This window comes from Brevundimonas sp. (assembly GCF_041688735.1).
GTDB lineage: Bacteria > Pseudomonadota > Alphaproteobacteria > Caulobacterales > Caulobacteraceae > Brevundimonas.
Window position 1 is genome coordinate 11,608 of the sequence record NZ_JBDNHO010000033.1, and the last position, 23,209, is coordinate 34,816.

28 protein-coding genes and 2 riboswitches are annotated in these 23,209 nt (G+C 66.2%); of the genes, 13 read left to right on the top strand and 15 right to left on the bottom strand.

The features are described from left to right. Window positions 1-22: 22 nt before the first annotated feature. The 7 genes from ACESMO_RS04075 to ACESMO_RS04105 all read left to right on the top strand — a co-directional run bounded on the left by ACESMO_RS04075 (window position 23) and on the right by ACESMO_RS04105 (window position 7,348). Window positions 23-1,036 (top strand): adenosine deaminase, encoded by a 1,014-nt coding sequence (locus ACESMO_RS04075; protein WP_372706905.1) that lies wholly within the window; start codon window positions 23-25, stop codon window positions 1,034-1,036. Between the two features lie 28 nt (window positions 1,037-1,064). Beyond that, window positions 1,065-1,162: riboswitch (glycine riboswitch) on the top strand. A gap of 4 nt (window positions 1,163-1,166) precedes the next feature. Continuing rightward, window positions 1,167-1,251, top strand: a riboswitch (glycine riboswitch). Window positions 1,252-1,305: 54 nt separating this feature from the next. Next, a complete protein-coding gene (gcvT, locus tag ACESMO_RS04080; protein ID WP_372706906.1) occupies window positions 1,306-2,448 on the top strand; it encodes a glycine cleavage system aminomethyltransferase GcvT in 1,143 nt (380 codons plus the stop codon). Window positions 2,449-2,459: 11 nt separating this feature from the next. Next, window positions 2,460-2,825: a glycine cleavage system protein GcvH gene (gene gcvH / locus ACESMO_RS04085; RefSeq protein ID WP_372706907.1), complete on the top strand. Its 366-nt coding sequence runs from the start codon at window positions 2,460-2,462 to the stop codon at window positions 2,823-2,825. A 32-nt stretch (window positions 2,826-2,857) separates the two neighbouring features. Beyond that, window positions 2,858-4,204 carry an aminomethyl-transferring glycine dehydrogenase subunit GcvPA gene (gene gcvPA, locus ACESMO_RS04090; RefSeq protein ID WP_372706908.1) on the top strand — a complete coding sequence of 449 codons (1,347 nt, stop codon included), beginning with the start codon at window positions 2,858-2,860 and terminating at the stop codon, window positions 4,202-4,204. A gap of 11 nt (window positions 4,205-4,215) precedes the next feature. Beyond that, a complete protein-coding gene (gcvPB, locus tag ACESMO_RS04095) occupies window positions 4,216-5,802 on the top strand; it encodes an aminomethyl-transferring glycine dehydrogenase subunit GcvPB (protein WP_372706909.1) in 1,587 nt (528 codons plus the stop codon). A gap of 43 nt (window positions 5,803-5,845) precedes the next feature. Further along, on the top strand, window positions 5,846-6,781 hold the full coding sequence (locus ACESMO_RS04100) for an SDR family oxidoreductase (protein ID WP_372706910.1): 936 nt from the start codon (window positions 5,846-5,848) through the stop codon (window positions 6,779-6,781). 102 nt (window positions 6,782-6,883) lie between these two features. Then, window positions 6,884-7,348 carry a DUF6789 family protein gene (locus tag ACESMO_RS04105; protein WP_372706911.1) on the top strand — a complete coding sequence of 155 codons (465 nt, stop codon included), beginning with the start codon at window positions 6,884-6,886 and terminating at the stop codon, window positions 7,346-7,348. Between the two features lie 12 nt (window positions 7,349-7,360). On the opposite strand, the gene ACESMO_RS04110 is transcribed toward ACESMO_RS04105, so the two are convergent. The 12 genes from ACESMO_RS04110 to ACESMO_RS04165 all read right to left on the bottom strand — a co-directional run bounded on the left by ACESMO_RS04110 (window position 7,361) and on the right by ACESMO_RS04165 (window position 16,106). Continuing rightward, on the bottom strand, window positions 7,361-7,876 hold the full coding sequence (locus ACESMO_RS04110) for a F0F1 ATP synthase subunit B (RefSeq protein ID WP_372706912.1): 516 nt from the start codon (window positions 7,874-7,876) through the stop codon (window positions 7,361-7,363). Window position 7,877: 1 nt separating this feature from the next. After that, the gene (locus ACESMO_RS04115; protein ID WP_372706913.1) at window positions 7,878-8,453 is read right to left on the bottom strand and encodes a hypothetical protein; all 576 of its coding nucleotides are present in this window, start codon (window positions 8,451-8,453) and stop codon (window positions 7,878-7,880) included. 89 nt (window positions 8,454-8,542) lie between these two features. Next, window positions 8,543-8,767, bottom strand: a complete 225-nt coding sequence (locus ACESMO_RS04120) for a F0F1 ATP synthase subunit C (RefSeq protein ID WP_372706914.1) — start codon at window positions 8,765-8,767, stop codon at window positions 8,543-8,545. A 53-nt stretch (window positions 8,768-8,820) separates the two neighbouring features. Beyond that, window positions 8,821-9,612, bottom strand: a complete 792-nt coding sequence (locus tag ACESMO_RS04125) for a F0F1 ATP synthase subunit A (protein ID WP_372706915.1) — start codon at window positions 9,610-9,612, stop codon at window positions 8,821-8,823. Window positions 9,613-9,616: 4 nt separating this feature from the next. Continuing rightward, window positions 9,617-9,988, bottom strand: coding sequence for a F0F1 ATP synthase assembly protein I (locus ACESMO_RS04130; protein WP_372706916.1), 372 nt, complete (start codon window positions 9,986-9,988; stop codon window positions 9,617-9,619). Window positions 9,989-10,298: 310 nt separating this feature from the next. Beyond that, window positions 10,299-10,778: a hypothetical protein gene (locus ACESMO_RS04135; RefSeq protein WP_372706917.1), complete on the bottom strand. Its 480-nt coding sequence runs from the start codon at window positions 10,776-10,778 to the stop codon at window positions 10,299-10,301. Window positions 10,779-10,966: 188 nt separating this feature from the next. Further along, the gene (dxs, locus tag ACESMO_RS04140) at window positions 10,967-12,874 is read right to left on the bottom strand and encodes a 1-deoxy-D-xylulose-5-phosphate synthase (protein WP_372706918.1); all 1,908 of its coding nucleotides are present in this window, start codon (window positions 12,872-12,874) and stop codon (window positions 10,967-10,969) included. A 68-nt stretch (window positions 12,875-12,942) separates the two neighbouring features. Further along, on the bottom strand, window positions 12,943-13,845 hold the full coding sequence (locus ACESMO_RS04145) for a polyprenyl synthetase family protein (RefSeq protein ID WP_372706919.1): 903 nt from the start codon (window positions 13,843-13,845) through the stop codon (window positions 12,943-12,945). Between the two features lie 2 nt (window positions 13,846-13,847). Then, entirely contained in the window at window positions 13,848-14,198 is a 351-nt protein-coding gene (locus tag ACESMO_RS04150; protein WP_372706920.1) for a tRNA-binding protein, read from the bottom strand. After that, window positions 14,198-14,458 carry an exodeoxyribonuclease VII small subunit gene (locus ACESMO_RS04155; protein ID WP_372706921.1) on the bottom strand — a complete coding sequence of 87 codons (261 nt, stop codon included), beginning with the start codon at window positions 14,456-14,458 and terminating at the stop codon, window positions 14,198-14,200. Before ACESMO_RS04155 ends, ACESMO_RS04150 begins: the two co-directional genes overlap by 1 nt. 51 nt (window positions 14,459-14,509) lie before the next feature. Beyond that, window positions 14,510-15,124, bottom strand: a complete 615-nt coding sequence (locus ACESMO_RS04160) for a histidine phosphatase family protein (protein ID WP_372706922.1) — start codon at window positions 15,122-15,124, stop codon at window positions 14,510-14,512. A gap of 61 nt (window positions 15,125-15,185) precedes the next feature. Further along, on the bottom strand, window positions 15,186-16,106 hold the full coding sequence (locus ACESMO_RS04165; protein WP_372706923.1) for a histone deacetylase family protein: 921 nt from the start codon (window positions 16,104-16,106) through the stop codon (window positions 15,186-15,188). 215 nt (window positions 16,107-16,321) lie between these two features. Here ACESMO_RS04165 and ACESMO_RS04170 point away from each other — a divergent pair, with 215 nt between their 5' ends. From ACESMO_RS04170 to ACESMO_RS04195, 6 genes are all read left to right on the top strand, one after another. After that, complete coding sequence (locus tag ACESMO_RS04170) at window positions 16,322-16,849, top strand: N-acetyltransferase family protein (RefSeq protein ID WP_372706924.1); 528 nt, start codon at window positions 16,322-16,324, stop codon at window positions 16,847-16,849. 14 nt (window positions 16,850-16,863) lie between these two features. Beyond that, entirely contained in the window at window positions 16,864-17,157 is a 294-nt protein-coding gene (locus ACESMO_RS04175) for a nucleotidyltransferase family protein (protein WP_372706925.1), read from the top strand. Next, the gene (locus ACESMO_RS04180) at window positions 17,138-17,500 is read left to right on the top strand and encodes a DUF86 domain-containing protein (RefSeq protein WP_372706926.1); all 363 of its coding nucleotides are present in this window, start codon (window positions 17,138-17,140) and stop codon (window positions 17,498-17,500) included. Before ACESMO_RS04175 ends, ACESMO_RS04180 begins: the two co-directional genes overlap by 20 nt. After that, window positions 17,500-18,690, top strand: a complete 1,191-nt coding sequence (locus ACESMO_RS04185; RefSeq protein WP_372706927.1) for a VWA domain-containing protein — start codon at window positions 17,500-17,502, stop codon at window positions 18,688-18,690. Before ACESMO_RS04180 ends, ACESMO_RS04185 begins: the two co-directional genes overlap by 1 nt. A 32-nt stretch (window positions 18,691-18,722) precedes the next feature. Further along, on the top strand, window positions 18,723-19,229 hold the full coding sequence (locus ACESMO_RS04190; RefSeq protein ID WP_372706928.1) for a hypothetical protein: 507 nt from the start codon (window positions 18,723-18,725) through the stop codon (window positions 19,227-19,229). 103 nt (window positions 19,230-19,332) lie between these two features. Further along, window positions 19,333-21,393 (top strand): TonB-dependent receptor, encoded by a 2,061-nt coding sequence (locus ACESMO_RS04195; RefSeq protein ID WP_372706929.1) that lies wholly within the window; start codon window positions 19,333-19,335, stop codon window positions 21,391-21,393. Between the two features lie 65 nt (window positions 21,394-21,458). Here ACESMO_RS04195 and ACESMO_RS04200 read toward each other — a convergent pair whose 3' ends face one another. The 3 genes from ACESMO_RS04200 to ACESMO_RS04210 all read right to left on the bottom strand — a co-directional run bounded on the left by ACESMO_RS04200 (window position 21,459) and on the right by ACESMO_RS04210 (window position 23,123). Then, window positions 21,459-21,644 carry a CsbD family protein gene (locus ACESMO_RS04200; protein ID WP_372706930.1) on the bottom strand — a complete coding sequence of 62 codons (186 nt, stop codon included), beginning with the start codon at window positions 21,642-21,644 and terminating at the stop codon, window positions 21,459-21,461. A 94-nt stretch (window positions 21,645-21,738) separates the two neighbouring features. Beyond that, window positions 21,739-22,191: an NUDIX domain-containing protein gene (locus ACESMO_RS04205; RefSeq protein ID WP_372706931.1), complete on the bottom strand. Its 453-nt coding sequence runs from the start codon at window positions 22,189-22,191 to the stop codon at window positions 21,739-21,741. 2 nt (window positions 22,192-22,193) lie between these two features. Then, window positions 22,194-23,123: a histidine kinase dimerization/phosphoacceptor domain -containing protein gene (locus tag ACESMO_RS04210; protein ID WP_372706933.1), complete on the bottom strand. Its 930-nt coding sequence runs from the start codon at window positions 23,121-23,123 to the stop codon at window positions 22,194-22,196. Between the last annotated feature and the right edge of the window lie 86 nt (window positions 23,124-23,209).

A 23,209-nucleotide genomic window follows, 5' to 3' on the forward strand; every position in this document is an offset into this window, starting at 1 on the left:
CACGTCTTCTCCGGAGCCGCCCATGTCGCTCGACGCCTATATCGCCGGCCTGCCCAAGGCCGAGCTGCACCTTCACATCGAGGGGTCTCTGGAACCTGAGCTGATGTTCGAACTGGCGCGGCGGAACGGCGTCGCCATTCCCTTCGACAGCGTCGAGGCGGTGCGGGCGGCCTATGATTTCTCGAACCTGCAGGACTTTCTCGACATCTATTACGCCGGGGCCAATGTGCTGCTGACACGGCGTGATTTCGAGGATCTGGCCTTCGCCTATTTCCAGCGCGCGGCCGCAGACAACGTGCGCCACGCCGAAATCTTCTTCGATCCCCAGACCCACACCGACCGGGGCGTACCCTTCGACGTGGTCGTCGAAGGTTTAGTCGCCGGCATGGACCGCGCCAAGGCCGAGTTGGGCGTGAGCTCGGGCCTGATCCTCAGCTTCCTGCGGCACCTAAGCGAAGAGGAAGCCTTCGCGACCCTTGAGGCGGCCAAACCGCAGCTGCATCATTTCGTCGCGGTGGGGCTGGATTCCTCGGAGGTAGGGCATCCGCCCTCCAAGTTCGAACGCGTCTTCGCCGCCGCCCGGGCGCTCGGTCTCAAGCTCTGTGCCCATGCCGGCGAAGAGGGGCCGCCAGCCTATGTTTACGAGGCGCTGGACCTGCTGCATATCGACCGTATCGACCACGGCAATCGCTCGATGGAGGACGAGGCCCTGATCCAGCGGCTGGCGACGTCGAAGATGACCTTGACGGTTTGCCCCCTGTCGAACCTGAAGCTCTGCGTGGTCAAGGACCTGAAGGATCACCCGGTCCCGGAGATGCTGCGGCGCGCCCTGCATGTGACCCTCAACTCGGACGACCCCGCCTATTTCGGCGGCTATGTGAACGAGAACTACCGGCAGCTGGCCAGAGCCGTGGGGCTGACCCGCGAACAGGTCACCCTGCTGGCCCGCAACAGCTTCGAGGGCTCATTCCTGGGCGAGGCCGACAAGGCAGCGCGGCTGGCCGACGTTGACGCATGGGCTGCCCGTTCCGCTTGACTTCGGCCGTGAGTCGAGGCCTACGTCACAGGCTCTCGCGGGAGAGATCGGAGCCTTCTCGAAGGGTCCGGAGCCGAAGGCGCAACCGCCCCGGAAACGCTCAGGCAAACGGACCGCGAGGACATTCGGACGCTGGAAAGTCGCTCAGCTGAGCGCGCCGACGGAGCAAGACGCCTCACTTCAGGCGCCGGAATCTCTCAGGCTTCAGGACAGCGGGGGCGCGAGGACGGCGGAGCTTTCCGCCGCAACACGCGACCCGGAGAGTCTGAATGGCCGACGAAATCCTCAAGACCACCGTTCTTAACGCGGCCCACCGCGCGCTGGGCGCGCGCATGGTGGGCTTCGGCGGCTATGACATGCCGGTCCAGTACGCTGGCGAATTCGGGGGCGTGCTGGCCGAGCACCGCTGGACCCGCGAACACGCAGGCCTGTTCGACGTGTCCCACATGGGCCAGTGCAAGATCACCGGCGAGGACGCCACGGCCCAGTTCGAGCGCTTCGTGCCCGGCGACTATGCGATCCTGAAGGCGGGCCGGCAGAAATACAGCCTGCTGCTGAATGCCGAGGGCGGTATCATGGACGACCTGATGGCGGGGCGGCCGGACCATGACGGTCTCTATGTCGTGGTCAACGCCGGCAACAAGGACGCCGACTTTGCCTTCCTGGAGGCCAACCTTGAGGGCGACGCTACCCTGACCATCCTGTCCGACCGTTCGCTGATCGCCATCCAGGGGCCCGAGGCCGTCGAGGTCATGGCCGCGCATGAGCCGGTACTGGCCGAGTTCGGTTTCATGGATTGCGCCCGCCTCGTGTTGTTCGGAGTGGACTGCTTCATCTCGCGTTCGGGCTACACCGGCGAGGACGGCTACGAAATTTCGGTGCCGAACGCCGACGCGGAGCGTATCTGGAACACGCTGTTGCAGGACGCCCGCGTCAAACCGATCGGCCTGGGCGCGCGCGACAGCCTGCGGCTGGAAGCCGGCCTGCCCCTGCACGGCCATGATATCGACGCCACGACCTCGCCGGTCGAGGGCGCGCTCACCTTCGCCCTGTCGAAGTCGCGCAAGGCCAAGCCTCCGGAAGGGGGGGCGGACTTCAACGGTGCCGAGCGGATCCTGAAGGAACTCGCCGAAGGCCCGGGCCGCGTTCGCGTCGGTCTCAGCGTCAAGGAAGGTGCCCCGGCCCGCGAAGGTGCCGAGATCGCCGACATGGACGGCAACATCATCGGCAATGTCACGTCGGGCGGGCCGTCGCCAACCTTGGGCCGCAACATCGCCATGGGCTATGTCCCACCCGTCTTCGCTGAGCTGGGCACCGCCCTGAAGGTTCTGGTGCGCGGCAAGCCCGCCGCCGCCGAGGTCGTCGCCATGCCCTTCGTCGCCCAACGCTATTACCGCAAACCCAAGACCTGAGGACCCGGCCGATGCATTTCACCAAGGATCACGAATGGGTCAAAGTCGACGGTGACGTCGCCACCGTCGGCATCACAAAACACGCCGCCGACCAGCTGGGCGACGTCGTGTTCGTCGAGACTCCGGAGGCCGGCAAGACCGTGTCGAAGGGCGACGGCTTTGCTGTGGTCGAAAGCGTCAAGGCGGCATCCGACGTCTATGCCCCCGTGGCCGGCGAAGTGGTCGAGGGCAACGCCGCCCTGGCCTCCGCACCCGAAACCGTCAACGCCGATCCGGAAGGCGAAGGCTGGTTCGCCAAGATCAAGGTGGCCGACGCCTCTGCGACAGACGGCCTGATGGATCGCGCTGCCTACGACCAGTACCTGAGTACGCTCTAACCCCTTTCCCTCCCGCACGGATCTCCCCCGCCATGCGCTACCTCCCGCTAACGCCCGACGACCGTTCCGCCATGCTGGCGGCCATCGGGGCGAAATCCATTGATGACCTGTTCATCGACGTGCCTCAAACCGCGCGGCGCAACGGCTTCGTCGACCTGCCGCGCGTGGCGGGCGAACTGGAGGTCGAGCGGGCGCTCAGCGCCATCGCGGCGAAGAACACGGTGGCCGGCTCGGTGCCGTTCTTCTGCGGCGCGGGGGCTTACAAGCACCACGTCCCGGCGACGGTGGACCATGTGATCCAGCGGTCGGAGTTCCTGACCAGCTACACGCCGTACCAGCCGGAGATCGCGCAAGGCACCCTGCAGTATCTGTATGAATTCCAGACCCAGGTCGCGAACCTGACCGGCATGCCGGTGGCGAACGCCAGTCTGTATGACGGCTCGACCGCCATGGCCGAAGGCGTGCTGATGGCCACCCGCGTGACCCGCCGCAACAAGGCGGTGATCTCGGGCGGGGTGCATCCGCACTATGTCCGGGCGACCGAGACCGTGGTCCACGCCGTCGGCGTCGAGACCGAGGTGCTGGCCGCGGCGATCGACGCCGAGGCCGATGTGATCGCCCGGATCGGGCCGGACACGGCCTGCGTCGTTGTCCAGACCCCCAACGTGTTCGGCACCGCCACCGATGTGACGAAAATCGCCGAGGCCGCTCACGCCGCGGGTGCCCTGCTGATCGTCGTCGTCACCGAGGCGGTGTCGATGGGCCTGCTGAAGTCACCGGGCGAGATGGGGGCCGACATCGTCGCCGCCGAGGGCCAGTCGATCGGCAATGCGCTGAACTATGGCGGACCCTATGTCGGCCTGTTCGCCTGCCGCGAAAAGCTGGTGCGCCAGATGCCGGGCCGTCTGTGCGGCGAGACGGTCGACGCCGATGGCGCGCGCGGCTTCGTTCTGACCCTGTCGACGCGGGAACAGCACATCCGCCGCGACAAGGCGACGTCGAACATCTGCACCAACTCGGGCCTGTGTACCCTGGCCTTCACCATCCACATGAGTCTGCTGGGTGAGACGGGCCTGCGCAAACTGGCCCTGCTGAACCACGAGAAGGCTTTGGCCACGCGTGATGCGCTGGCCGCCGTCCCCGGCGTCGAAGTGTTGACCCCGCGGTTCTTCAACGAGTTCGCGGTTCGACTGCCTAAGCCCGCCGCCGAGGTGGTCGAGGCGCTGGCCCGGCATCGCATCCTGGCTGGCGTGCCCTACAGCCGCCTGGCCCCCGCAGCGGGCATGGACGACGTTCTGCTGGTCGCCGCGACCGAGACGACGCTGGATGCCGACATGAACATTCTGGCGGGTTCGCTCGCCAAGGTCCTGGCGAACTGAGGAGCGGAACGATGAGCACCATGAACACCGTCGGCCGTCCGTCCACGCCGAACCGCGTTGAGAGCAAGCCCGCCACCCTGACCGGCGGCCGCGGCCTGCTGCAGAACGAGGCCCTGATCTTCGAGAGAGATGGCTGGGGCAAGACCGGCGTCGATCTACCGGAGCCGAAGACTGATGGGTCCGATCTCGGCGATCTGGTCCGCAGGGATCCGATCGGCCTGCCGGGTCTGAGCGAGCCAGAGACCATGCGCCACTATGTGCGCCTGTCGCAGAAGAACCACGCCATCGACCTGGCCATCTATCCGCTGGGTTCGTGCACGATGAAGCACAACCCGCGCCTCAATGAGAAGATGGCGCGCCTGCCCGGCTTCTCGGACATCCATCCGTTGCAGCCGACCTCGACCGTGCAGGGCGCGCTGGAGGTGATGGACACCCTGGCCCACTGGCTGAAGACCCTGACGGGGATGCCCGCCGTCGCGCTTTCTCCAAAAGCGGGAGCCCACGGCGAGCTGTGCGGCCTGATGGCCATCCGGGCCGCGCATGAGGCCTCGGGCGAGCATGAGAGGCGCCGCAAGGTGCTGGTGCCGACCTCGGCCCACGGCACCAACCCGGCGACCGCCGCCTTCGTCGGCTACACCGTCGTGGAAGTGGCCCAGACCGACGACGGACGCGTCGACGTCGCTGATCTGGCGTCCAAGCTGGGCGACGACGTGGCCGCCATCATGGTGACCAATCCCAACACCTGCGGCCTGTTCGAGCGTGACATCCTCGAGATCAGCCGGCTGACCCACGAAGCCGGCGCGTATTTCTATTGCGACGGGGCCAATTTCAACGCCATCGTCGGGCGGGTGCGGCCGGGCGACCTGGGCGTCGATGCGATGCACATCAACCTGCACAAGACCTTCTCGACGCCCCACGGCGGCGGCGGTCCAGGCTCGGGACCGGTGGTGCTGTCGGCCGCCCTGGCCCCCTTCGCCCCGGCCCCCTGGGTAGTCAACGACGGGGACGGCTATCGCCTGATCGAGCGCGAGGAAGACGAGGCCGCCCAAGCCTTCGGCCGGATGTGCGCCTTCCAGGGCCAGATGGGCATGTACACCCGCGCGCTCAGCTACATGATGAGCCACGGCGCTGACGGCCTGCGTCAGGTCGCTGAGGACGCGGTGTTGAACGCCAACTATATCAAGGCGCGTCTGTCGGACGTGATGTCGGCGGCCTTCCCAGAGGGTCCGTGCATGCACGAGGCCCTGTTCGACGACGAATGGTTGAAGGGCACGGACATCACCACGCTCGACTTCGCCAAGGCGATGATCGACGAGGGCTTCCACCCGATGACCATGTATTTCCCGCTGGTCGTCCACGGGGCCATGCTGATCGAGCCGACCGAGACGGAGTCGAAGCAGGAGCTGGATCGCTTCATCCACGCCATGCGGGCGCTGGCGGGGGCGGCCGTGGAAACGAAGAACGGGGGGGGTAACGTCGACCGGTTCAAGGGCGCGCCGTTCCATGCGCCGCTCAAGCGTCTGGACGAGACCCGTGCCGCCCGCACGCCGGTGCTACGCTGGACGGCGCCCGAAGGGGCGAGCATCGCGGCGGAGTAAGGCCGGGCTTGTGCCGGACTGGTCGCGGCCCAACCTGTCCGGCATGACCCGTTTCACTATCCGCGACATCCCCGACCATACCGGCAAGCTGGCCGTCGTCACCGGATCCAATAGCGGCACGGGGTTCGAGACCGCGAAGGCTCTGGCCGCCAAAGGGGCGGAAGTCATCGTGGCGACCCGCAACGCCGACCGCGCCAACGCCGCGATCACAACCATCCGGCTGGGTCAGCCGGACGCCCGGCTGCGGTTCGAGCCGCTGGACCTGGCGTCCCAGGCTTCGGTTATGGACTTTGCAGCTCGCCTGCTGTCCGAAGGTCGGCCCGTTGACATCCTGATCAACAACGCCGGCGTGATGTCCCCGCCGAAGCGTTCGACCACCGAAGACGGCTTCGAGACCCAGCTGGCGACCAACTACCTCGGGCATTTCGCCCTCACGGGGCGACTGCTTCCACTGCTGCGAGCCGGCCATGCGCGCGTGGTTCAGCTGTCCAGCATCGCGCATCGGCACGGCAAGATCCGTCTGGACGACCTGCAGTACCAGGTCGACTACAAGCCTTGGCCGGTCTACGCCCAGTCCAAACTGGCAACGCTGATGTTCGCGCTTGAGCTCGACAGACGCAGCGCGGTGAACGGTTGGGGCCTGACCAGCGTGGCGGCCCATCCCGGCTATGCGCGAACCGCCCTGATCGCCAACGGGCCGCTGATCGGTTCGCCCATCGCCCGGGCGGTGATGGGCCTGATCTTCCGCCCCCTGATCGAGCCGCTCGTCAGTCACTCGCAAGCGGACGGAGCTCTGCCAATCCTCATGGCAGCGACGGCGGCCGAAGTTCTGCCCGGAGGTTACTACGGCCCGACCCGAATGAACGAGCTCAAGGGACCGGCCGGACCTGCCGAGATTTGCCACCAGGCCCGCGACGCGGAAGTCGCGGCGCGGCTGTGGGAGGCCTCCGAAGCCCTTACCGGCGCGCACTGGACTTGATCCGGCCGGGCACGGCAATTTGAACGCAGTTCCGCCCAACAGGCGTATGCTGCCCAAGCGTTATCAAAACAGAAGCTGGCGTTGGGAGGCGCTAGGGTCATGATGTCACGCGTACAAAAGGGCCTGGTCGCCGGTTTCGCGGCCACGACCGTGGTTTCGGTCCTCGAGGCCATCAACTTGTCGGTCGGTCACTGGGCGGTCGCGTTTCCGCAGCTCATGGCCGTCATCCTTCAGAATCCGGACAATCTCGTTATCGGCTGGGCCGTGCACATCTTAGCCGGACTGGGCCTGGGCGCGGTGTTCGGCGTACTGTGCACGAGACTGCCGACGGACACGCCCGAATCGAAGGGCATCCTGTTCGCCGTGGGTGCCTTCATCCTGATGGCTCTGGTCATCGCGCCGATCGGCGGCGCGGGCATGTTCTTCATGCGAGCGGGCTTCGGCAGCCTGGCCTGGATGATCGTCAGTCACGCCGTCTTCGGTATCTTGCTGGGCAACGTCTACGGGCGGCTGGTGAGGCGGGACAAGTCAGCCCACCACCCGTTCAGCGCCGCGCCGGCACACTGACGCCTCCCGGGCTCAGTTCAACCGCGCGCCGATCTGGGCGATGGCGGCGTCGAGCAGGGGGTCGGTCGTCTGGCCGGCCAGACGGGCGGCGAGGATTTGTTCAGCGGCGCGGGCGGCGAGGTCGGCTGCGGCGGTCTTGACCTCGGCGATGGCCCGGACCTCGGCCTGGGCGATGCGGCGCTCGGCCAAGGCCTGACGACGCTTCAGGGTCTCTTCGAGCCTGGCCTTGGCCTCGACTTCCATCAGACGGGCGTCGGCCTCGGCGGCCTTCAGCATCGCGGCGGCCTGGGCTTCTGCCTCGGCTTTTTCGGCGCGGATCTGGGCCAACAGGGCCTCGGCCTCGGCTCGCAGTCGGGCGGCCTCGTCGAGTTGGCCCTGGATTTTGGCAGCCTTGGCGTCGAGTTGGCCGGCGACCAGTTTGTGCACGCCCGCCCACAGCAGGATGGCGAAGAACAGAAGCAGGCCGATGCCGACCCATAGCTCGGAGCTGTCGAGAGCGAAGAAACCCTCTTTCAGGAACACGTTCATGTCAGGCGGCTCCCTTGACGGCGGCGGCGGCCTCTGCGGCGGTCGGGGCCTTGCCGGTCAGTCGGTCGACGATGGCGACCAGGGTGTCGGAGGCGATGGCCCCGACGTTGACCATGGCGGCGTCGCGGGTCCGGGCAATGGCGGCCTCGGCCTCGGCGATGCGCGCGGAGACGACGGACTCTTCGGCGGCGGCGCGGGCGTTGGCTTCCTCCGCAACGCGAGCGCGGGCAGCGGCGACGGTAGCCCGCGAGGTGGCCCGGGCCTGCTCGACCTCGATCTTAGCCACGACGGCCTGCTCGGCGGCTTCGGCCTGGACCTGACGCGCGGTGGCGACGGCGGAGGAAATGGTGTCGGCCCTCTGGTCCATCACCCGGCGGAGGCGGGGCGCGAAGACCCTCGAGATCAGCAGATAGAGGGCAAGGAACAGGATGAGCAGATAGACGATCTGCCCGGCCCAGTTTTCAAATTCGAATTGCGGCAGTCCGGCCGATTCGCCTTGAGTGACGGGCGTCGCCGTTCCGGCGTGCATCTGGTCCGCGGAAAGCGGCGCTGCGTCTTGGGAGGGTGTCGTGGCCATGGACCCGTCTGTCTGTTCAGCAAATAGCGACGGCGGCGCGGGCGTTCCGAAAGGTTCGCTCGCGCCGCCGCATCATTTCCGGTCGGGGTTTAGCCCAGCCAGGCCAGAATGCCGAGCACGAAGGCGAGAATGCCCAGGGCTTCGACCAGGGCCGCGCCCACGAACAGGTTGCCAACTTGCGACGCGGCAGCCGACGGGTTGCGCAGGGCACCGGCCAGGAAGTTGCCGAAGATGTTGCCCACGCCGATGGCCGAGCCGAGCATGCCCAGGGTGGCCAGGCCGATACCGAAGTATTTGAAGGATTCGGGTTCCATGATGAGTATCCTATTCAGACAGGTTGGATGGATTGGCGAAAACTGGGACGGCCTTAGTGGCCTTCACCCAGGTTGACCACATCATTGAGATAGATGCTGGCCAGAACGGCGAAAACGAAGGCTTGAAGGAAGGCCACGAGGAACTCCAGAGCGGTGATTCCCACGACCATCCCCATCGACAGCGCGGCGACGGGCAGGCCCAGCAGACCCACCCCGCCGGCGGCCGCAAGACCACCCATCGACACCACGAAGCCCGCGAATATCTTCAGGGCGATGTGGCCACCCAGCATGTTGCCGAACAAACGCAGGGCCAGGGTGATGGGACGCAGCAGGAATGACAGGAACTCGATCGCACCGACAACGGGACGCAACACCAGCGGCGCGCTGGCGGGCCAGAACAGGCTGAAGAAACCCAAGCCATGCTTGGCGAAGCCGATGCCGACGACCAGCAGGATGGTGATGAGGGCAAAGGTGCTGGTCACCGCCAGTTGCGATGTCGCGGTGAACGACAGGAACATCCCCAGCAGGTTCATGGCCAGGATCAGCATGAACAGGGTGAAGACGAACGGGAAATATTTTCGCCCGTCGTGGCCGATGATGGAGTCGGTCACGCCGTCGATCAGGTCGAACAGGGTCTCGCCCGCAGCCTGGAGACGACCGGGAACGACTTTGGCGTTGGAAGTGACGAGCGTCAGGAACAGCACGACGGCTGCAAAGGCGATTGTCATGGCCAGGTGCGAATTGGTGAAGGCCACCTGCACACTGCCGAGAATCGGAAGGGTGACCTCGCCGAAATCCAGCCCCGCGATGGGCTTGACCTGAAACTGCTCAATCGGATCGGCCAAGCGCCTATCGCTCCTCGTCTTGTTCGCCGGCTTCCTCGTAGGGCACGGCCTGAGCCGTGACACCTGCCGCCTTAGCCTGCGCCATCAGCCGATTGGCCGTACGGCGCGCCATATAGATCGACAGGGCAAAGCCCAGAAGGACTCCACCGATGATGCCCCACGGAGTGATTCCAAGGAACCAGTCCACGAGAAAGCCCGCCCCCAGACCGACGAAGACGCCACCGAACAGATCGGCGAGAATCTTCCAGGCTTGTCCCGCCGCCGCCTGACCCGCCGCCTCGTGAGAGATCTGCCGGGCGGTGCGCGCCTCCAGATCGGATGCGCTTTCGTTGAGACGAGCGATCGCCTCTTCGCGCGATTCCGGTGGCAGGGACATTGTGGCCTCAGCGCCTCGCCGCTGGTCACCGGAAGGCGGGCGTCGAAGGGGTCTGAATTCGGCGCGGAAACTATAGGCGCGACCCGTTCAGGTCAAGGCGGGGCGGGCGTGCTGTACGGCGTTGATTTTCCGCATGTTTGCTTCGTCGTCTCGGGGGCGTGGCGAACCGTCGCTGGCGGCGGCTGGGGATTCGGGCAAGCATCGTCGCCTAGCCGGATCGGGCTCGCCCCGAGGGCTCGTTGTCCGGGGAGCACTGGGCCGCACTCTCGCGCCAACGGATGACGAAAGGGCAGAGCGGCCCTGGGTGACTTCAGGAACCACGAGCGGTCTGGGCGGGGACTGCGTCGGCCGGGCTGGCCGGGGTTGAACTGGCCGCCTCGGCCTGTTGTTGGCAGTCCCGGCCGGCATAGAGGCCGTTCAAATAGTACCAACGTCGCTCGACGGCGCGGTAGTCAGCTTCCTTACGCTCACGGTCGGGGCGGGTCAGGGCGTCGGCACCCGCCATCACCAGGCCGGCACCGGGAATGACCATGGCCGCGCCGGCGCGGGCGACGCCGCTCATCGCGCCGAACAGGCCACCGTCGGGTTCGGCACCCATGGTCTGGCTGAGCTGAGCCGCTTCTTCCGACATCTGGGGGCAGGTCAGGGTGTCGTCCGTGTCACGGATGATGACCAGTTGGGCGGAGGATTCAGGCGTGGCGACGGTCGCCGGAGCGGAGTTCTGGGCCATGGCGGGAGCACACGCCCCAACGGCGAGGGCGGCGGATAGAGCGACGACAAACGTTTTCATGCGACTGATCCTGGCAAGCCCCGGAGAGGAACGGGTCAGGACGTCGCAGGTTGCGTCCTGAAGCCTTATCGGTTGGGGAGGAATCGCTTCGCGAGTCCGCCGATGCCGTAAATCAGGCTCCAGCATGATCCCGGTACGAAATCTGAATTCGGACGCGATCGCGTCCAAACCGATTTCGTTCTAGCGTTTCAGGCTCTGACCGCGCGGCTGGCCTCGACGCCCAGCGCCTGCAGGGCCGCGGCGGCGATGTGGTCGGCGTTGAGCCCCGCGGTGACATACATGGCCTCGGGCGAGTCCTGGTCCTGAAAGATGTCGGGCAGGTGGAGGGTGCGGATCTTCAGGCCCGCGTCCAGCGCGCCCTTTTTGGCCAGGAGCTGGAGCACGAAGGCGCCGAAGCCGCCCATGGCCCCCTCCTCCACCGTGATGATCGCTTCATGCTCGCGGGCGAGGCGAAGGATCAGATCGGCGTCCAGCGGCTTGGCGAAGCGGGCGTCGGCGACGGTGACCGAGACGCCGCGCGCGGCCAGCATGTCGGCGGCCTTGAGCGCTTCCTGAAGCCGGGTGCCCAGCGACAGGATGGCGACCGCCGTGCCCTCGCGGACGATGCGGCCCCTGCCGATCTCGAGCGGGGCGGCGAGCTCCGGAATCTCGACCCCGACGCCGTCGCCGCGGGGATAGCGGAAGGCCGACGGGCGGTCGTCGATCTCCAGACTGGTGGCGATCATGGCGGCGAGGTCGGCCTCGTCGGCGGCGGCCATCAGCACCATGCCCGGCAGGGAACCCATATAGCCGATGTCGAAGGACCCGGCGTGGGTGGCGCCGTCGGCTCCGACCAGACCGGCGCGGTCCATGGCGAAACGGACCGGAAGCTTCTGTATGGCGACGTCGTGGACGACCTGGTCGTAGCCGCGCTGGAGGAAGGTCGAATAGATGGCGCAGACCGGCTTCATCCCGTCGGCGGCCAGACCGGCCGCGAAGGTGACGGCATGCTGTTCGGCGATGCCGACGTCATAGGTGCGGGTCGGATAGGCCTGACCGAAGAGGTCCAGACCGGTACCCGACGGCATGGCGGCGGTGATGGCGACGATGCTGGGGTCCAGCGCGGCGCGCTTGATCAGCTCGGTCCCGAACACCTTGGTGTAGCTGGGCGCGTTGGAGACGGATTTGGATTGCTGGCCCGAGACGATGTCGAACTTGGCGACGGCGTGCAGTTTGTCGGCGCTGCTCTCGGCGGGGGCATAGCCTTTGCCCTTCTGCGTCACGACGTGGACTATCACCGGGCGGTCGGTGATGGCGGCGGCGTTCTTGAGGATGGGGACCAGATTGTCCATGTCGTGCCCGTCCACCGGCCCGACGTAGTAGAAGCCCAGCTCCTCGAAGAAGGTGCCGCCCACGATCATGCCGCGGGCATATTCCTCGGCCTTGCGCGCGGCGTCGCGGAACGGGCGCGGCAGGTGTTCGGCGACCGACTTTCCGAAGCGTCGGAAATTGCGATAGGCCCCGCCGGAAACCTGTTTGGCCAGGTAGGCGCTCATGCCCCCGACCGGAGGCGCGATCGACATGTCGTTGTCGTTCAGAATGACGACCAGCTGTTTGGTCGTTTCGGCGGCATTGTTCATCGCCTCATAGGCCATGCCCGCCGACATCGAGCCGTCGCCGATGACGGCCACGACCTTGTTGGTTTCGCCCTTCTGGTCGCGGGCGGCGCAGAAGCCGAGAGCGGCGCTGATCGAGGTCGAGGCGTGGGCCGCGCCGAAGGGGTCGTATTCGCTCTCGGACCGTTTGGTGAAGCCCGACAGGCCGCCCGGCATGCGCAGGGTGCGGATGCGGTCGCGGCGGCCGGTCAGGATCTTGTGCGGATAGCACTGGTGACCGACGTCCCAGATCAGGATGTCCTTCGGCGTCTCGAACACATGGTGCAGGGCGACTGTCAGCTCAACCACGCCGAGACCGGCGCCCAGATGGCCGCCGGTGACGGAGACCGCGTCGATCGTCTCGGCCCGCAGCTCGTCCGCCAGCCGGCGCAGCTGGGGGATGTCGAACCCGCGCGTGTCTGCGGGGAGATGAACCTGGTCGAGCAGCGGGGTGTCGGGCATGAAAACTCTAAGTCGAGTGAGGTCTCTTTGATCCACCCTTAGCCCGTCAATGCCAGGGCGAGAAGCGTTCAGGATTTGCGCTTTAGCACGAAGTCCACGCTGGCCTTGAGGATTTCGGCGTCGTGGCCAAACACGTCGAGATGGGCGCGAGCCTGATCGGCGAGGTGCGCGACCCTGTGCCGCGCCGCCGGAGCGCCCAGCAGGGTGACGAAATTGGTCTTGCCCTGGGCGGCGTCCTTGTTAGCCGCCTTGCCGAGGATGTCCTCGTCGCCCTCGACGTCCAGCAGGTCGTCGACAATCTGGTAGGCCAGGCCGATGTCGTGGGCGAAGCTGGTCAGGGCCTGGCGCTGCGTCTCTCGAGCATTGGCGATGATCAGGGGAATCTCGAAGGCGTAGGTGAACAGGGCACCGGTTTTGAGTCGCTGCATCCGGGCCACGCCGCCGAGGTCGTCGCGCACGCCGAGCAGGTCGATCATCTGGCCGCCGGCCATGCCGCGCGCACCGCTGGCCAGCGACAGCCGGGCGGCCAGTTCGCAGCGGATTTCGGCGTCGTCATGGGTGTCAGGATGCAGGATGATGTCGAAGGCGGCGGTCTGCAGCGCGTCGCCGGCCAGGACGGCGGTGGCCTCGTCATAGGCCTTGTGCACCGTCGGGCGACCTCGGCGCATGTCGTCGTCGTCCATGCAGGGCAGGTCGTCGTGGACCAGACTGTAGGCGTGGACGCATTCCAGGGCGCAGGCGGCGCGCAACACCGGCCTCTCCTCGATGTCGAACAGGTTCGCCGCTTCCAGCGCGAAGAAGGGCCGCAGCCGCTTGCCGGGGCCGAGGGCGGCGTAGCGCATGGCCTCGGTCAGGCGCGATTCGGGGCCGTCGGCGCGGGGCAGCAGCTCGTCCAGCGCCACGGTGACCAGGTCGGCGACCTCGGCCACGCGGTCGATGACACCCTGCTCCGGCGAGTTGGCGGCCAGCATCGTCAGAACAGCCTCCCGCCGATCTCGACCTCGCGGTCGACGCCAACCAGCACGACCTGGCCCTCGGCGTCGGGGAAGCCCAGGGTCAGGACTTCGGACTTGAAGGGGCCGATCTGGCGCGGGGGGAAGTTGACCACGGCGGCGACCTTGCGGCCGACCAGTTCATCGCGGGTGTAGAGGGCGGTGATCTGGGCCGAGGACGTCTTCACGCCGATGGTGGAGCCGAAATCGATGGCCAGCCTGTAGGCCGGCTTGCGCGCCTCAGGGAACGGGTCTGCGGCCAGAACTTGCCCCACGCGCACATCGACCTTCATGAAGTCTTCAAACGTGATCTGTGCGACCGGGGCCGACATCAGTTGAACTCGGCCGGTTCGATGCCCTTCGCCTGACCGTCAGGACCGACGACGATCTTCTCGACGCGCAACTGGGCGGCCTTCAGACGCGTCTCGCAGTGCGCCTTGAGGCGCGCGCCCTCCTCATAGAGGGCGATCGATTCCTCCAGCGGGGCCTGTCCCGACTCGAGCTTGGAGACGATCTGCTCCAGGCGCTGGAGCGCGTCCTCGAAGCTGAGGTCGGCAGGAATACCAAGGTCGGGTTTTGCGGCGTCGGTCATCGGCTACGACCCTAGAGGCGGGCGGCCCCGGCCTCAAGCGCGGAGCATCGCTTAATCGGCGCGCTCGTAGCGGCGCTGGGACCAGTATTTGAAGCCCTGGTTATGAACCAGCTTCCAGCCGTCGGCGCGCAGGCGCCCGCCGACCATGTGGTTGAAATAGCCATGGGCGAGGACGAGCACGTCCAGGCCGCTCTCGGCGCGGGCGATGAGGGCCTGGGCGGCCTTTTCGGACCGGGTCTCGGCCTCGCGTCGCGTCTCCTGACCGTCGTGATGGTTGAAGGCGTGCCACCAGACACGCGCGACCACGCCCCAGTATTTCGGCGGCAGCTTGAACCAGGAGGGAAAACGCGGCGGCGGCAGGGGCGCTTCGATGAACAGGGCGTCCGACATAACCTCACGACCGTCGGAAATGGCGGCGGCGGTTTCCTGGGCGCGGGGACGGGTCGAGGCGTAAATGGCGCCGGCGCCCTGGGCCGTGACAAGCAGTTCGGGCGGCGGGATCTGGCCGGCGCGCAGTCCGCCGATCTCGTATTTGGCCCACCAGTCGCGATACTGGTCAGACGTCAGCAGGCATTTCCGCGACAGGGCCGGCTCGCCATGACGGGCCAGGATGATGGCCCCGGGCCGCGCAGACGTCGATTCCGGGGGCGCGGGCGTAGCGGCCATCACTGCGTCTCGGGCGGGGGCGGGCATGACTTGCGGAGGATAGGCCTTTGGCGAACCGTCCTTATTCCTCCCCCAAGGCCTGAACGTGGGCGACCGCCGAACGGCCCAGTCCCTCTAGGTCGTAACCGCCCTCGAGCGATGACACAACCTTGCCCCCGCAGGCGCGGCGCGCGATCTCGAGCACGGCGCGGGTGGCCCAGGCGAAATCGTCCGCCTCCAGACTTTGATGCGCCAGCGGATCACGGCGGTGGGCGTCAAAGCCTGCGGAGATCAGGATCAGATCGGGCGCGAAGGCTTCCAGCGACGGCATCAGGCCGCCTGAAAACGTGGCGCGCCAGACTTGGCGCGCGGCGTGCGGCGGCACCGGGGCGTTGACGATGTTGCCGAGACCGGTTTCGGACGCCGCGCCGGTGCCGGGGTAGAGCGGCATCTGGTGGATGGAGCCGAGGAACAGGCTGTCGTCATGCGCGAAGGCCGCCTGGGTGCCGTTGCCGTGGTGGACGTCGAAATCGATGACGGCGACGCGAGCCATCCCCTCGGCCTGGGCCACGCGGGCTGCGACCGCGACGTTGGAGAACAGGCAGAACCCCATGGCCCGGTCCGGCTCGGCGTGGTGGCCCGGCGGGCGGACGGCGGCGAAGGCGCGGTTGGTCTCCCCCCGGGCGATGGCCCGGACGGCGTCGATCACCGCTCCGGCGGCAAGGCGGGCGGCGCGGACACTGCCCGGCGACAGGACGGTGTCGGCGTCCAGTTGGCTCAGCCCGATAGAGGGCGAGGCGTCGAGCAGGCGGGCGACATAGGCGGCCGGGTGCAGCTGCTCCAGGTCGGCGACGGCGGCCTCGGTGGCGGAACGGCGGTCGAGCGACAGGCCCGAATCGTCGAGTGCGTCCAGCACGGCCCTCAGCCGCTCGGGGCGTTCGGGGTGGCCCACGCCGGGCCGGTGCTCGATCATGTCGGGGTGGGTGAACAGGGCGACGCTCATTGGGTGGAGAATACGGGTCCGCGCCCATAACCCCAAGCCCGCTCATCCCCGCAAAGGCGGGGACCCAGTGCTTTGAGCGACCGGACAAGGTGTGATGCACCAATGCAGTCCTGACGCGCCGGTGTTGCGCTGGACAGGACTGGGTCCCCGCTTTCGCGGGGATGAGCGGAAGCCGAGGGGTTGCGTCCCGCTCTTCATCGGTTGAAAGCGAATCGATGACCGAGCCCGTGATCCGCCCCGCTATCGACGCCGACGCCTCGGCCCTCGGCGTGCTCGGCCGCCAGACCTTCATCGACACCTTCGTGGAGGGGTTCGCCATCCCCTACCCCACAGATGATCTGGCCGCCTTTCTGGACGCCAGTTTCAGCGCCGACACCATCCGGGCGAAGCTGAAGGAGCCGGGCGCGGCCTGGTGGGTGGCCGAGCGCGACGGCCAACTGCTGGCCTTCGCCAACACCGGGCCGAACACCCTGCCCCATCCGGACGCCAAGCCCAGCCATGCTGAACTGCGGCGGCTGTATGTGTCGAAGGCAGCGCAGGGGCTGGGGCTGGGGACAAAGCTGCTGGACGTGGCGCTGGACTGGATGCAGGCGAACACCGACGGACCGCTGTGGATCGGTGTGTGGAGCGGGAACCTCAGGGCGCAGAAGCTTTACTCGGCTTACGGGTTCAAAAAGGCCGGCGAGTATCAATACCTGGTTGGCCGCTGGCTGGACGACGAGTTCATCCTGCGCTGCGGATAGGCTATGCTCGTATCATGACTCGCGACGAACTGCTGACCAAGCTGCGCGAACTGAAGCCCTGGCTGGAAGAGCAGGGCATCGTCAATGTGCGCCTGTTCGGCAGCTATGCGCGCGACGAGGCGGGGCCCGACAGCGATGTGGATTTGCTGGTTGAAATGACGAAGCCGCTTCCCGGAAGTTGGGGCCGGCTGGACGTCGAGGAGTCTCTGAGGGAGAGGCTGGGCGTAGACGTTGAAATCGTCTCGGATCGGACCCTAACCAACCCCTATATCCGCTACACGGCTGAGCGTGACGCCGTTGCTGTCTGACCCGAACGATGCGGCATTCGTCTTCGAGATGCATCGCTCGCTTGAGGATATTGCGGCGCTCGTCGCGGATAGGGTGCCCCAGGCGTTCCTGTCAGACCGCGCGAAGCCCCACGCGCTGGCAACGCATTTCCTGACGTTGGGCGAAGCCGCGAACCGCATCTCTCGAGAGACCTGGGCGCTGTACCCTCAAATCGAATGGCAGAGGATCGCGAACCTGCGCCATCTGATTGCGCATGAGTATCGGAAGATCGACCATGCGGAGCTATGGAAGATCGCCACCACCGATGCACCAGGTTTGGCGCGGGCATTGCCGAAACCACCGCCCCCGGCCGATATCCTCTGATGCTCCTTCCCTTCTTCACCGCCCTGAGAGACGCGCGCGTTCCGGTGTCAATGAAGGAATGGCTCCATCTGATGGAGGCTTTGGACAAGGGCGTTCTTGGTTCTGGGCCAGGGCGGAAGGTCGACGACTTTTACCACCTGTCCCGCGCCGTGCTGGTCAAGGATGAGAAACACTACGACCGGTTCGACCAGGTGTTCGGCAAGGTGTTTGCCGGGATCGAGACCGTCGGCGCGGGCGGCGAGCCGGCGCTGGACGTGCCCGAGGACTGGCTGAAACTGCTCAACGAGAAATACCTGACCGACGAGGAGAAGGCGCAAATCGAGGCCTTGGGCGGGCTCGACAAACTGATGAAGACGCTGAAACAGCGGCTTGAGGAGCAGCAGGGCCGGCACGAGGGCGGCAACAAGTGGATCGGTACGGGCGGGACCAGCCCGTTCGGGCACGGCGGTTACAATCCCGAGGGGGTGCGCGTCGGCGGACCGGGCAAACAGGGCCGGGCGGTCAAGGTCTGGGAGAAGCGCGAGTACCGCAATCTGGACGATCAGGTCGAACTGGGCACGCGCAACATCAAGGTCGCCCTGCGCCGCCTGCGCCGCTTCGCCCGTCAGGGGGCGCAGGACGAGCTGGACATGGACGCCACCATCGACGGCACGGCGCGCCAGGGCTGGCTGGACATCCATATGCGGGCCGAGCGGCGCAATACGATCAAGGTGCTGCTGTTCCTCGACATCGGCGGCTCGATGGATGCCCATGTGAAGATGTGCGAGGAGCTGTTCTCGGCCGCTCGGACCGAGTTCAAACACCTGGAATTTTTCTACTTCCACAACTGCCTCTATGAGGGGGTGTGGAAGGACAACCGGCGCCGGCACGAAGCCAAAATCCCGACCTGGGAGGTGTTAAACAAATACCCCGCCGACTGGCGCGCCATCTTCGTCGGCGACGCGACCATGAGTCCCTATGAGGTGACCATGCCGGGAGGCTCAGTCGAGCACTGGAACGAAGAGGCCGGCGCGGTTTGGATGAAGCGGGCCACGCAGCAGTGGGACAAGGTCGCCTGGCTGAACCCCTCGCCGCAGCGCTACTGGAGCTATTCGGCCTCGGTCGGGATGGTTCGCGAACTGGTCGACGAGCGGATGTATCCGCTGACGCTGGAAGGGCTGGAGAAGGCGATGCGGGCGCTGGCCAAATAGATTAGGGTGCGGGACCATCCGGGAGGTCAATCATGCTCGCCCTCGTCTTCGCCGTCATGATGCAAAAGGCCGCGCCAGGCGCGGTAATCTGGGCGGATCCAGCCGTCGCTCCGCTGGTCATTCTGACCGCGCCCGTCCCCGTCATTCCCGAGTCCGCCCGGGCCGACCTCTATGGCTACGAACGGGCCGAGTGCAGCCCGCTCATCCGCAGCGCTTCGGAGACCATGGAGGCGTGTCAGGCGCGGGTACGGGCCGCGCTGGCGGCCAATCTGGGTGCCGCCCTGCCGCCCGGCCTGGCGCCATCCGGCGCGACCGGGGACGAGTGTCGGCAGGAAGCGGCGGGCGACCGTCATGCCCTGCAATGCGGGACGCCGTCGCGGCCGGACCGGCCCACGACGACGTTGACGGAACAGACCTGCGAAACCCGACCGCAGGCCCGGCCGCAAAGCGGGGTTTCGTGGACCGAGACATGCAGGCCCGCCGACGGCCGCGCGCCGACGCAGGATGGAGTGAAGATACGGCTTGGCGGTAACGACTGAGCTTGCGCACAAACGCCGCGCGCGATGCAGACTTTCTCTAGTTGATATTGCGACTGCTTCGCATTATAGCGAAAAACCTTCGTTGTAATGAGAGTCTTCCGCTATGCGCGCCCGCCTTCTTTCGTCCGTTCTGATCTTGGCTCTTCCGGGGATTGCTGTCGCTCACGAGCCTGATACGACGCTGGGCGAAATCCTGATCACGGGCCAGAGTCGCGGCTATGTCGCGGTCAATTCGGTTACGGCGACCAAGACGGACACGCCGCTGCTCGACATTCCGCAAAGCGTCACCGTCTTCACCCGGGCACAGTTGGATGACCAGGCCGTCCGCAGTCTGGGCGAGGTGTTGCGATACGTCCCCGGCGTCACCGTCGGCCAGGGCGAGGGCAATCGCGACCAGATCACCCTGCGCGGCCAGAACACCACAGCGGACTTCTTTCTCGACGGCGTGCGCGACGACATCCAATACTATCGTGGCCTCTACAATCTGGACCGGGTGGAGGTCCTGAAGGGCCCGTATGCCCTTATCTTCGGCCGGGGCGGCGGCGGCGGCATTGTTAACCGCGTCCAGAAAACGCCGAGAGCCGGCGGCGGCTTCGCAAGCGGACGCGCCAGCACGAACAGCTTCGGGGCCTGGGATCTCTCGGCCGATGTGAACGCGTCGCTGAGCGACAGAGCGGCGCTCCGGGTCAATGCCACTTACGAGACGCTGGAAAACCATCGCGATTTCCACGAGGGCGAGCGATATGCGGTGAATCCCTATATCGCCATGGATTTCGGAGCGGGCTGGAAGGCGGGGCTGTCTTACGAATACGTCAATGACGACCGCGTCCCCGACCGGGGCGTACCGTCGCTGGGCGGCGTGCCGATCACCGGCTATCGCGACCGGTTCTTTGGTGTCCCGGGGGTCAATCGCACGACGCTGGAAGCGCACATCCTGAAAGCGCGCATCGACGGGCTTCTAGTACCTGACCTGGAGTTCTCGACTACGGTCCTCTACGGCGACTATGACAAACTTTATACGAACGTCTACGCTGACAGCCCCGCGACCGCCCAGACCGGCACGGTTGCCTTGTCCGCCTACACCGACCCCAGCACGCGCAGGAACCTGCTGCTGCAGAGCAGTCTGGTGTGGGATGTGACGGCCGGCGGCGTCGGCCACAAAGTTCTGTTTGGGCTCGAATACGGTGACCAGGACTCGACCAACCAGCGCCGCATCGGGGCGTTGTCGAACGCGACGTTCAACCTGGCCAATCCAGTGTTTCCGACGGTCGCCTTCCCGGTCCTGAACACCAACACGGTGTCGAATGTGAAGTCAGTGTCGGCCTATGTGCAGGACCAGATCAGCCTCGGCGATCAGATCAATATCGTCGCGGGTCTGCGTTACGATCGCTTCGATATCGACGGCGTCGATCTGCAACCCAACCCGGATCGACCCTTCGCTCGCGTGGATCAAAAGGTCTCGCCGCGCCTCGGCCTGATCTTCAAGCCTCAGCCGAACGTCTCGTTCTACGGCAGCTACAGCCAGTCTTTCCTGCCGCGCTCCGGGGACCAGTTCCGGACGCTGTCGACGACCCAGCAGAATCTCGAACCCGAAAAATTCACAAATCATGAGGTGGGGGTGAAGTGGGATGTTCGTCCGAACCTGAACCTGACCGCCGCGCTGTTCCAGCTGGACCGCACCAACGCCACAACGCCTGACCCGGCCAATCCCGCGGCGACGATCAACGTCGGCAAGACGCGGACACAGGGGATCGAACTGGCCGCGACCGGCCGGATAAGAGCGAACTGGCAGATCGCCGCCGGCTATGCGTATCAGGACGCTGCCCTGAAGGGGAACGACGCCGTCCGTGTCGCCCAGGTTCCGGAACATCAGTTCAGTCTGTGGAATCGTTACGATGTCACGGATCGGCTGGGCGTCGGTCTAGGGGTCATTCACCAATCCAGCCAGTACGCGGCTATCCGCACATCGGCGGCTACAACCCGGCTGCCCGGGTTCACCCGCGTCGATGCCGCGGTCTTCTATCACCTCAGCGACACCCTTCAGCTTCAGCTCAACGTGGAGAACCTGTTGGACGAGACCTATTTCCCGGACGCCCACAACAACAACAACATCTCGACGGGGGCCCCGCTGAACGGCCGCGTCACGCTCAGTGCCCGCTTCTAAGGGCAGACAAGCGAACGCCGCCCGCGATGCGGGTGGCGTCATGGCTCTCCCCCCGCGATGGAGGTTTAGTCGTGCTTGTGGTCGCGGACGGTGTCCTTCATCCCGCCGACGGCGTTCTGGACCTTGCCTTCGGCTTGATCCGCGCGCCCTTCCGCCTTCATCTTTTCGTCGCCGGTCACCTTGCCGGCGACTTCCTTCATGTTACCGCCCATAGTCTTGGCTGCACCTTCGACTCGATCATGATCGGCCATGGAAATCTCTCCTGATCAAACGCGGCCGGGAGCGGCGGCGCCTGGACACAAACAGCGGTCGTAAGCGGGGGGCGTTCCGTATAGCCGAGCTCGTTTAGCCGTGACGCCTCAGCCAGACCGCCACGGCCCAGGCGTGGGCGTCGTGACGCAGATCGTTCAGTGCGGCATGCGGATGCAGCCAGACCAGTTCGTGATCGGCCTCGACCTTGGCGGCGGGGTCCAGCGACAGCTCTTCCGCGATCCAGACGCCGCCCGCGTTGTTGATCGGCGAACCGTCGGTCTTGAGGAAATATTGCGCGGCTTCGGCGATGCGGGTCAGGGGCCGGATGGTCATTCCGGTTTCCTCGACGAACTCGCGGACCAAAGCCTCTCGCTCGGTCTCGTCGCCGTCGACCGCGCCGCCGGGCAGGTCGACATAGCTGCCCTCGCCCCTGTCGACACGGACGCAGGCCAGCTTGCCGTCGTGGAAGACGAGGCCGAAGGCCGTAGGGCGACGGACATAGGCGAGGCCCGGAAGGGTCGTCCCAAACTGGGGCGCGGACGTCATGATTAGAGGTCGAAGGCCAGGCGAGCGCGCACGCCCTTGTGCGCGCCGTCGAACTCGACCGCCGAGCGCAGGCCCGACGCCATGGCCGAAATGATCTTGCCGCCTAGGCCGGTGCCCTTGACCTGGCCGTCCCCCATGCCGGGGCCGTCGTCCTCGACCGTCAGCAGGGCGCGACCGGTCTCGGGGGCGGGCTCCAGAATGATGCGGATCTCACCGGCCTCTCCCAAGGCGTAGGCGTATTTCACGGCGTTGGTGACCAGTTCGATCACCACAACGCCAAGCGACACCGCCTGATCGTTGGAGACACGCATGGGATGGACCCTGAGGGTCAGGGTGGGCGAGCCGGAGCCGGGACCGACGGAATTGCCCAATTCGTCGATCAGGCCTTTCAGATATTCGTCCATGGCGACGGTGGCCATGTCGCCGGAGGTGTAGAGCAGGCGGTGGACGTGTGCCACGGCCTCGATCCGGGCCTGGGCTTCCCTCAACGCGGAACGGGCGCCCTCATCGGCGAGATGACGCAGTTGCAGCGACATGAAGCTGGACACCAGTTGCAGCGAGTTGCCGACCCGGTGGTTGACCTCGCGCAGCATGGCCTCGGCCCGGTCGCGGGCCAGCCGCACCTCTTCGTTGGCCCGATCGTTCTCGCGCTTAAGATGACGGCGATGCAGGGCGCCTTCGAGGGCGCTGCGCAACAGGGCGGTGAAGTCTTCCGACACGTCCTTGATGACATAGTCGGCGGCTCCGGCGTGCAGGGCGGCGACGGCGATCCGGCCCTCTTGGGCGCCAGTGACATAGACCACGGGCGGCGGGTTCTCGAGGGCGACGATGGCGGGCAGCACGTCCAGGCCGTCGCGGCTGGGCATGTAGTGATCCAGGTGTACGTCGTCAGAAGTTTTGGGACAGTCAGGGGGCGGATTTAGCGGAGAGATGGCCTCGTCTGGGGTTTATATTTAGGCGGCGATTTTGCGGTGTTGCAAGCGCCGATGTTGGAGGGTCTGGCGCTTGACGCTTGCGC